This is a genomic window from Nodularia sp. UHCC 0506 (assembly GCF_034931045.1).
Classification (GTDB): domain Bacteria; phylum Cyanobacteriota; class Cyanobacteriia; order Cyanobacteriales; family Nostocaceae; genus Nodularia.
The window spans coordinates 1-9,509 of the sequence record NZ_JAYGHH010000083.1 but is presented as its reverse complement, the minus strand read 5'-3'; the positions used below and the strand labels follow the sequence as shown (position 1 = coordinate 9,509).

Genomic DNA, 9,509 nt, shown 5'->3' with positions numbered 1-9,509 from the left:
AGCTGAAGGACTTGGCTAGAACAGTTACATGACCAATTGCATAAGTTGTAACAAATGCCTCAGCCAACTTAGTCAATGTGGACAGATCGCTGACATAATCGCCGTAGCCGCCGTAGCCAGTACCAGTGCTGCCACCGGAGATGGAATCTACATCTTTGAGTTCATTGAGAAAACTTTCAGAATCTTGAAATAATTCTGCACCAGCATTGTTTAGTTCGAAAAGAGTGATGTTTGCCATGATATTTGCTCCTCAAGCATTTACTGCTAGTAGATTTAATTGATTCACAATTAAGCTCATACCGCTTAACTGTTACTGCTATTTTTATTCATGCAATTCGAGAAAGTCAAGGACAAAAACTGTTTTAAAAAGACATATAACGGTGATTATTGTCTAATTTATAGAGCAATTTAAGTCTGTTAGATAATTGGTTTTATATATGTAAATTACAAAGTACAGATGAGAGTTAAAATTCAGATTTTAGTCTTAGCGGGAGTAAAACTCTACGTCTTTTTCACGAATTTTTATGTCGTAGTTGCCAAAGAAATCATGTCCTAATAATCCTACTCCGGCTTTTGGAGCGATCGCCACTTCCAAATTATTAGCCACAACTCCACCCACAGCCAAAGAATCTACCTTAACTGTGAGAAATTTTACTTGACTTCCATCCGCAATTTGAGCTTGCATAATCCCTGTAGTCTGGAGTTGGAGGATATTAGCCATTTTTGAAGTAATTAAAGTACTGTGAGCGCCAGTATCGACAACCATTTCAAATGTTTTATAATCATTAAAGGTGACATCAATTACTGGAGTTCTACCAAGACGACGTTTAATAGGAACCCGAAAAATTTGGCTGTGATTTTTTGGGGGAGGTGTATTGGTTACGCCACAAAGTTTCCCTAATCGCACCATTCTGCCCGAAGAGGTGATCATGAAACATAATCCGGGATCTTCAGCTATGACCCGATAGGAGAATGGTAAAAATACTAATATTGGAATTACTGCTATCAAAGTTAGGTCAATTGTTTTAATCTTAGGATTTACGCACAGATCATGAAAGAATGAAGCACGAAGGACACGTTCGCGAAGCGTCTCGAAGAGAAGGAAAGAGAGTTTTAGAGATATTTGGCGTAAGTCCTGAATCTGATGCCACCAAGGATTTTTCATGTTATGTTTCTCTATGAATTTTTCTAGATACAGGACATTTGAACTGCGTAAAATACACAAGGATGGGAGACATACCTACAATATTGATGATATGAAGGTGTGTATTTGATGTAATTGCAAGGTGCTGGATGCTGATGAATAAATTGCCCAAACTGTCAGCAAAATTTGTGGTATTCACGCTGAGGAGAATACGAAACAATAAATTATCGCTGTTGCTGATTGCTAATATTAATTTTGCCCACGCAGAGGCGCAGAAAGTAGGACACTAATAAGTCTCACATTTTAGTTGAGTAAATATCACTAGATAATTGCGTCTTACTCAAGATATATTAACTATAATTACTGATAAATATATTAAAGATTAATTAAAGTCATGATGAAAATACTGAGTGTATTGCAGTAGCGATCGCATTCTTCACAGCAATATCTTTCTCAGGTAAGATGACTTTTTCTTCAACGGTGCGTTGTGCCACGACACCACAAACAGCTGCCGCCGCAAACCGATAGACTCCTGCCATTTTAAACAGCGTTCCACATTCCATTTCGTAGTTGAGAATATTCAAATGCTGATATTCTTCGATCATGCCGGAGTGCGATCGCAGTAAATAAGGATTAGCTGAATCAGTGCGTTCCTGTCCTTCATAAAAAGTATCCACAGATGCCGTAATGCCTAAATAATGCTCAACGTTCAGTTCTTGTGCTGCTTTCACCAAAGCCACAGTCAGAAACGGATCGGCTGAGGCTGGATACTCGACAGGCGCAATATCATTGGCTGCACCTTGGCGACATAATGCTGCACTGCTAATCACAATACTGCCTACAGGTATATAAGGTTGAATTGAGCCGCAAGTCCCGATGCGAATAATTTGCCGGATACCCACCTGCACCAACTCATTCACCACAATACTCAATGAAGGCGCACCCATACCACTGGTAGCCGATAAGATGGGACAACCATTGGGTAAATATCCCAGATAGCTATGAAGTCCACGATTCTCCGATAATAAGCGCACATCCTGCAAATAGTTATCAGCAATCATCCGCGATCGCTCAGGATCACCAGATAATAAAGCCATGCTTGGAGGTGATGCACCTAAATCGTCTAGCCCAAAACCAATGTGATACATATATTTGAGAGTTGCGCCTCTGGTGGGGCTTTGCCCATTGCTCTAACAGAATACTACGTTTTGACACCTTAGCTAAATAACTAGACGCAACTATTTTGGCAAGATGTCAGCTATCCTTGCTACAGAATCAAAACTCAATTCATGTGTAAATACAAACAAATAGCTTGGTAGGCATCCCAAAACAACAATGAAAGAGCATAACTCCTCTCCACCAATCAACCGTTTCCAATTATCCTTTCTTTACTCAGTACCCATAGGCATATTAGGGGGGTTAATTGGCTTAGGTGGTGCAGAATTTCGCCTACCCGTTTTAGCCAGCATTTTAGGTTATTCAGCACAGCAAGCCGTACCTGTAAACTTAGCAGTCAGCTTGATTTCCATTGCTGCATCCTTAGCAATTCGAGGTAGCTTGCTTTCTTTCGATTTAGTCATCCCCTTGCTACCTGTGATTTTGTCCTTAATTTCTGGCGCAGTCATAACTGCCTTTTTTGGGGCGACAATGGCCAGCAGGCTTTCCAACGAACAGCTAGAGCGAATTATTCTCTGGTTATTGGTAATTATTGGTATTGCCTTAATAATTGAGGCTTTTCTCCCCCAAGAAATACCAGCCTTGTTACCAGCATCTTGGAATATACCCGCAGGTATTCTGTTCGGTCTAGCAATTGGATTAGTTAGCAGTTTACTGGGGGTTGCAGGTGGTGAGGTGATTATTCCTACCTTAGTTTTTGCTTTTGGTGTAGATATTCGCACAGCCGGCACAGCTAGTCTGTTGATTAGCTTTCCCACAGTGTTAGTCGGGGTAATTAAATATGCCAGTAGAGGCGCTTTTAGAGATCGCACCATCTTGAAAAATACCGTCGCCCCGATGGGGGTTGGCTCAATTATGGGGGCGATTATTGGGGGAATGCTAGTGGGTATTATTCCCGTACCCATACTGAAAATAATTTTAGGGGTAATTTTAAATATCTCTGCGTTTAGGGTATTTCACAAAGCGAAATCTCATATTGCTTAAATTGCCAAAATTTTGGCTTTAAGTAAAATAACTTGCTACAAAAGCTAAATCTGCTGAAAAAACTAGGTTTGAGGACAACACCCAGTCCTGATGATTGTGGAAAGGCTGGGTTTTTTCTCTTGAATTCAAAGCAAAAGCATTTATTTTGGCATCATGTCAGTTATCCTTGCTACAGAATTAAAATTAAGTTCATGTGTAAATACAAACAAGCAGCTTTCTAGCCACCTGGAAACTTTAGTTACACAGTCAAAATAAAACTATGAATAAAAAACAGATTCTGGCTTTGATTGGCATAGCAGTTACTAGCTGTTTCCTAGCGATCGCCTTACCTTTAATTACTCCCACTCCCTTAATAGCACAGTCAAACATCAACTTACTCATATCTGCGGCGGCCAGTATGACAGACGCACTAGAAGAAATTCAGCCCATTTACGAACAAGGTAAACCAAACGTCAATATCAGATATAACTTTGGGAGTTCTGGCGCATTACAGCAACAAATTGAACAGGGCGCGCCAGCAGATGTTTTTATTTCTGCGGCGAAAAGACAAGTAGATGCACTGGAAAAAAAAGGACTTTTAGTGCCAGGGACTCGTATCAACCTAGCAAATAACCGCTTAGTCTTAATTGTGCCGAATAATACTACTGGCATTAATAGCTTTTTCAATTTAGCAGATGCCAGAATTAAGAGAATTGCCGTCGGAGAACCCAGAAGCGTACCCGCAGGACAATACGCCGACCAAGTATTAAAGAAATTGGGTATTTTTGATCAAGTCAAGTCCAAATTAGTCCTTGCTAAAAATGTGCGTCAAGTGTTAGCAGCAGTAGAAAGTGGTAACGCCGATGCAGGTTTAGTTTACGCCACAGATGCCAAAATTTCCAACAAAGTCAAAGTTATAGTTGCGGCAGATGAGAAATATCATTCACCAATTGTTTATCCAATGGCAGTAATTAAAAGGAGTAAAAATGTTCCAGCCGCTAAAGAATTTCTAGCTTTTCTATCCAGTAATCAAGCCAAAGCTGTACTAAAAAAATATGGTTTTATTGTGAATTAACACCATTTCCTTCTTCCTTCTTCCTTTGTGTCCTTTGTGTCCTTTGTGGTTCGTTACTCATAAAATTTCTGCCCTTAACAACTGTTTAACAGCTTATGAACTTATCGCCCCTTTGGATATCACTAAAAACCTCATTACTTGCCACATTTATTACATTTTTTGTAGGAATTTGCTCTGCTTATTGGATGTTAGGATATCGAGGTAAAGCCAAATCATTAATTGAAGGAATTTTCATTGCCCCTTTAATATTACCGCCTACAGTTGTCGGCTTTTTATTACTGCTATTTTTTGGAAGAAATGGTCCTGTCGGTAAACTCATGGAGCCTTTCAATTTTAGCATTGTCTTTACCTGGTATGGTGCAGCGATCGCGGCGACAGTGGTAGCATTTCCCATCATGTATAAAACAGCATTGGGAGCCTTTGAACAAATTGATGGCAACCTTTTGCGCGTAGCTAGAACCCTGGGCGCGTCGGAATCAAGCATCTTTTGGCGCATTAGTTTACCCCTAGCATTTCCCGGAATTGTTGCGGCCACAAGTTTAGCATTTGCGCGGGCATTGGGTGAATTTGGAGCCACCTTAATGGTAGCTGGGAATATTCCTGGAGAAACTCAAAATATCCCAATGGCAATTTATTTTGCTGTGGAAGCTGGTGCAATGAATGAAGCTTGGTTTTGGGCGATCGCGATCATGAGTATTTCTTTATCTGGGATTATCGGAGTCAACTTTTGGCAAGAAAACCGGGGGAAGCAAAAACAACAAAATTCCCAATTTCCCAAAGGACTCAGAAATCAAGAATACCCGATATCGCAAACCTCCCATAAAACTGATTTATCAGAATTATTTGTTGATATTGTCAAAAAACTTCCTGGCTTTCGATTGCAAGTATGTTTTAGTGGCGATAGTCATACCTTGGGATTTTTGGGAGGTTCTGGGGCTGGTAAAAGTATGATTTTGCGTTGTATTGCTGGCATTGAAACACCCACAAAAGGACGTATTGTTTTAAATGGGCGAGTATTATTTGATTCTGAAACAGGAATTAATTTGCCTTCACGCGATCGCCGCATTGGGTTTTTAATGCAAAATTATGCTTTATTCCCGCACATGACTGTCATGCAAAATATTGCTTTTGGCTTACCTAAAGGCTTATCAACATTAGCGATTAAGGAACAAGTAAAAGCGCAACTATTAGCAGTGCAGTTAGAAGGATTAGAAAATCGCTATCCTCACCAACTTTCAGGAGGACAGCAACAACGAGTAGCTTTAGCCAGGGCTTTAGCCATTAAACCGCAAGCATTACTATTAGATGAACCATTTTCAGCCCTAGATACATATCTGCGCCACCAATTACAAGAACAATTAATTGAAACCCTCAGCACTTATCAAGGAGTGACGCTATTTGTTACCCATAATTTAGAAGAAGCCTACGAAGTGTGTCAACAATTGTTAGTCATGTCCCAAGGACAAATTATTGCTAACGATGATAAACAAAATATTTTCGCCCATCCCCATACTTATACTGTCGCTCAATTAACAGGTTGTAAAAATTTTTCCCCTGTAAAAGTAGTATCTGGAAATCAAGTCAAAGCCTTAGATTGGGACTGCACTCTCAAAGTGATGGAACCTTTACCCCAATCACCAGCTTATATAGGCATTCGCGCCCATCATCTCAGCTTTACCAGTGACCCCAACGCCGAAAATACCTTTCTTTGTTGGCTAGTGAGAAAGCGAGAAACACCCCACCGGATGACGTTGTATTTACGACTGCATAATTCATTAAATCACAGTCATGATTACCACCTACAGGCGGAAGTATTTAAAGAAAAGTGGGAAAATATCAAAGACAAACCTTTCCCCTGGTATGTGCGTTTAGATCCAGCGAAGTTATTTTTAATGCCGGAATGAAAAGATTAGATTCGCTCGTAGTCAGGACTTTAGTCCTGTTTTTCCAAGACCCTGGGTGTTATTGGGTATGTGACTAACAGGCGCAAGTTTTTGATCAAGTTTACGAAGATACTATCAAAATTGTTCACAGGAATTATCCACAGTGTAAATTTCCTGATATATGGCCGTTTATCCGCGATATTGAAGCAATGCTAAATGTGGACTTTTGGAAATAATTAACAGTTGGTAGACAAATATGACTTATGTGCGAAAATTATTGTGAAAGCACGTGTAAGGAAGTAACATGACAGATAACTCATCGCAAGAGAAAGAACTATGGATTGATAAAATCCAATTTCTAATTAACGAAGCTGACGTTTTCATGAAAAATGGTAAACATACACAAGCAATTGAGATTATTCAAGAAGTTTTAAAGATTGCCCCAAATAACATTAAAGCATTGAAGACTTATGGCAAAATCTTGCTAAAAAATCATAAATTAGAAGAATCTTTAAGCATTTTCACCAAAGCTCTAAAACTGGCTCCTACTAATATTAGTGTTTTGAGAAATCATGCTAGACTTTTGTTGAAATTAAGGCAGTATGATAAAGCAATTGATATTTGTGAACAAGCTTTGCAGATTGATCCCGATAATGCTTACACCTTAACCACTTATGGACAAGCATTAACAAAATGTGAAAATAATGCAAAAGCGATTGAGCTTTTTGAAAGAGCATTACAAATTAAACCTGACAATACAGTAACTTTAAATAGCTACGGTCAAATATTAGGAAAAATTCAGAATTATGAAAAAGCCGTTGAAAAATTTGAACAGTCATTGCAAATTCAACCTAATAATATAATAGCTTTAAATAGCTATGGTAAAACATTAGCAGAATTTGGCAAAAATAAAAAAGCTTGTGAAATTTTTGAACGCGCATTACAAATTCATCCTGACGATATAACTGCTTTAAATAGCTATGGTAAAGCATTGGCAGATGCAGGTAATTATGAAAAATCTTCCGAAATTTTTGAACGCGCATTACAAGTGGAATCTAATAATATAATAACTTTAAATAGCTATGGTAAAGCATTGGCAGATGCAGGTAATTATGAAAAATCTTCCGAAATTTTTGAACTGTCTTTACAAGTAGAACCGAAAAATATAATAACTTTAAATAATTATGCTAAAGTATTATCAGATGCGGAAAATAATGAAAGAGCTTGTGATATATTTGAATATGCTTTAAAATCTGAGCCTAATAACATAAAAATTTCAAACAGGTATGCTAAGGCATTAACAGAATCTGGTAATTATGAAAAAGCCTGTGAAATTTTTGAACGGTCTTTACAAGTAAAACCTGATGATATTATCACCATAGATAGATATAGCAATACTCTAAATAAATATGGGAAATTATTACAGCATTCTAGACAATTTGAAAAAGCTTGTGAAATTCTTGAGCGCTTATTACAAATAAAGCCTAATAACTATATATCTTTTATTTACGCTAGATGCTTAGAAGAATTAAGTAGATATACAGATGCAATCTTTCAACTTGAATCTATAGATTTTGATAGTCTACCGCAATATCATATAAATGTTATTCATATCAGTTTAGGAAGACTTTACTATTGCCTTAAATTGTACGAACAGGGAGATAAATATTTTAATTTAGCAATTGCTAACTCAGATGATAAAGAGCAGTCATTACTATCCAGCGCTAGAAGTATCTTCGCCCATAACCCTCACAACGAAACTGCTGTTAAAATGTTGCAACAGATTGGAGAAGAATCACCACGCTATTCTCAAGCACTAGAGATGTTGACACTAAACTTAAGTGAAGAAGATTACTTTGAAATGGTTAAATCCGATTACCAAAGTGGTTTGAATGACACCGAGATACTGAACAGAGCAATTTATCATAAAATTGCCAATGAAATCAGCATTCTCAAAGGGATTGCTTACCGGATTTTGCGCTGCTCTCAAGCAGAAGATCCTTTACTAACAGGTATCATTACTGATATTGAAGATGTACTTGAAGAAGTTAACCGCCGCCGAGCATTAGAAAAATTCCAAATTGAAACTATTTCTGATGATGGATACGAGAAAATTTTAGAAATTATTTCTAAAACGGCTCACGATATTTCTGATTTTGTTAACAACCAGTTAGCGATTATCGAGTCTAAAACTAGACGTGCAATGAGAAAAATTGCTGTTGACGCTCCTCACCATAAACAATTTGAGAAACTATTAACACAGCTAGAATTAACTCAAGTTGCTCTTAGCGATCTTAAAGCCATTAACGAAGGTATCAAAATTAAAAATCATCACTTTAAAGTCAAAAAACTTTTTGAAACATGGGAAGCTAATCCCCAAATTGGTCACGCTTCGATTTCTTTGGATATTCAAAACGGCGACTCAAACTTTAATGGTGATGAAGAGAAAATTAAGAGTATTTTAAATGAGCTAGTAGAAAATTCTCTGAAACATAATGCTAAAAAAATAGATTTGCAAATATGCATGACAGCACAGGATGTTGTTAATCCTTCAGGAATTCGTGGCATTAATGTTCCCGGTGAGCAAAAATATCTATTAATTGAGTTTAAAGATGATGGTCAAGGAATACCACCAGATAAAAAAGATTGGATATTTCAACCTCTCAAAACTACAGCTAGTGAAAGTCATGGTAGTGGTTTAGGATTATTCATCATCCGCAAAACATTAACACAGATGAATGGCTACATCCAAGAAACAGGATGGAAAGGAGCTAAATTTAAACTTTATATTCCCTACACATAAGGCTAAAATAGCCAAGACAGACTTGATATTAGTCTGTTTTAAATGAAATTTTGCACCAGTTATAATATTAATTATATAAATTAAACGCAGTATAGGGGTATACTAGCCAGTAGTATAATTTAGTTCCTTTTTTCCTGTTCTCAACCCCTTAATTCACAATATTATGCAGACCGAAAATGTTCATTTGCTACTGGTGGAAGACAATTCCCGGTTTTTGAGTGAACTGGTGGATTGGTTAAATGACTACGGTTATCGCCATATAGAGAAGGCTTCTAGCGTAGCTCAAGCAACAGAAAAGCTAAGTGATCCTTATGATGTCATTATTTCTGATATGCGGATGGAGCAAGATGACAGTGGATTTGCGATTGTCGAGCAAGTAAAAACACGTAATCTTTCATCAGTAGTGATTATCCTCACTGCTAATGATACTGTCATAGACTGCCGTAATGCGTTTAAATTTGGGGC

Annotated in this window: 8 protein-coding genes; 5 read left to right on the top strand and 3 right to left on the bottom strand. The window is 37.7% G+C overall.

Going from position 1 to position 9,509, the window contains the following annotated elements; all coding sequences use genetic code 11:
* The 3 genes from VB654_RS24625 to VB654_RS24615 all read right to left on the bottom strand — a co-directional run.
* A partial coding sequence (locus VB654_RS24625) for a hypothetical protein (protein WP_323216465.1) occupies nucleotides 1-238 on the bottom strand: 238 nt, incomplete at its 3' end.
* A 246-nt stretch (nucleotides 239-484) separates the two neighbouring features.
* Nucleotides 485-1,165, bottom strand: a complete 681-nt coding sequence (locus VB654_RS24620; protein WP_323216464.1) for a retropepsin-like aspartic protease — start codon at nucleotides 1,163-1,165, stop codon at nucleotides 485-487.
* A gap of 371 nt (nucleotides 1,166-1,536) precedes the next feature.
* Complete coding sequence (locus VB654_RS24615) at nucleotides 1,537-2,292, bottom strand: nucleoside phosphorylase (protein ID WP_323216463.1); 756 nt, start codon at nucleotides 2,290-2,292, stop codon at nucleotides 1,537-1,539.
* A gap of 187 nt (nucleotides 2,293-2,479) precedes the next feature.
* On the opposite strand from VB654_RS24615, the gene VB654_RS24610 reads away from it, so the two are divergent.
* The 5 genes from VB654_RS24610 to VB654_RS24590 form a co-directional block, all read left to right on the top strand.
* Nucleotides 2,480-3,304, top strand: coding sequence for a sulfite exporter TauE/SafE family protein (locus tag VB654_RS24610; RefSeq protein WP_323216462.1), 825 nt, complete (start codon nucleotides 2,480-2,482; stop codon nucleotides 3,302-3,304).
* Between the two features lie 259 nt (nucleotides 3,305-3,563).
* Nucleotides 3,564-4,358 carry a molybdate ABC transporter substrate-binding protein gene (gene modA, locus VB654_RS24605; protein WP_323216461.1) on the top strand — a complete coding sequence of 265 codons (795 nt, stop codon included), beginning with the start codon at nucleotides 3,564-3,566 and terminating at the stop codon, nucleotides 4,356-4,358.
* 95 nt (nucleotides 4,359-4,453) lie between these two features.
* On the top strand, nucleotides 4,454-6,262 hold the full coding sequence (gene modB / locus VB654_RS24600) for a molybdate ABC transporter permease subunit (protein ID WP_323216459.1): 1,809 nt from the start codon (nucleotides 4,454-4,456) through the stop codon (nucleotides 6,260-6,262).
* A 283-nt stretch (nucleotides 6,263-6,545) separates the two neighbouring features.
* Nucleotides 6,546-9,044, top strand: a complete 2,499-nt coding sequence (locus VB654_RS24595; protein WP_323216458.1) for a tetratricopeptide repeat protein — start codon at nucleotides 6,546-6,548, stop codon at nucleotides 9,042-9,044.
* 163 nt (nucleotides 9,045-9,207) lie between these two features.
* On the top strand, nucleotides 9,208-9,509 hold a 302-nt coding region (locus tag VB654_RS24590; RefSeq protein WP_323216457.1), incomplete at its 3' end, for a response regulator.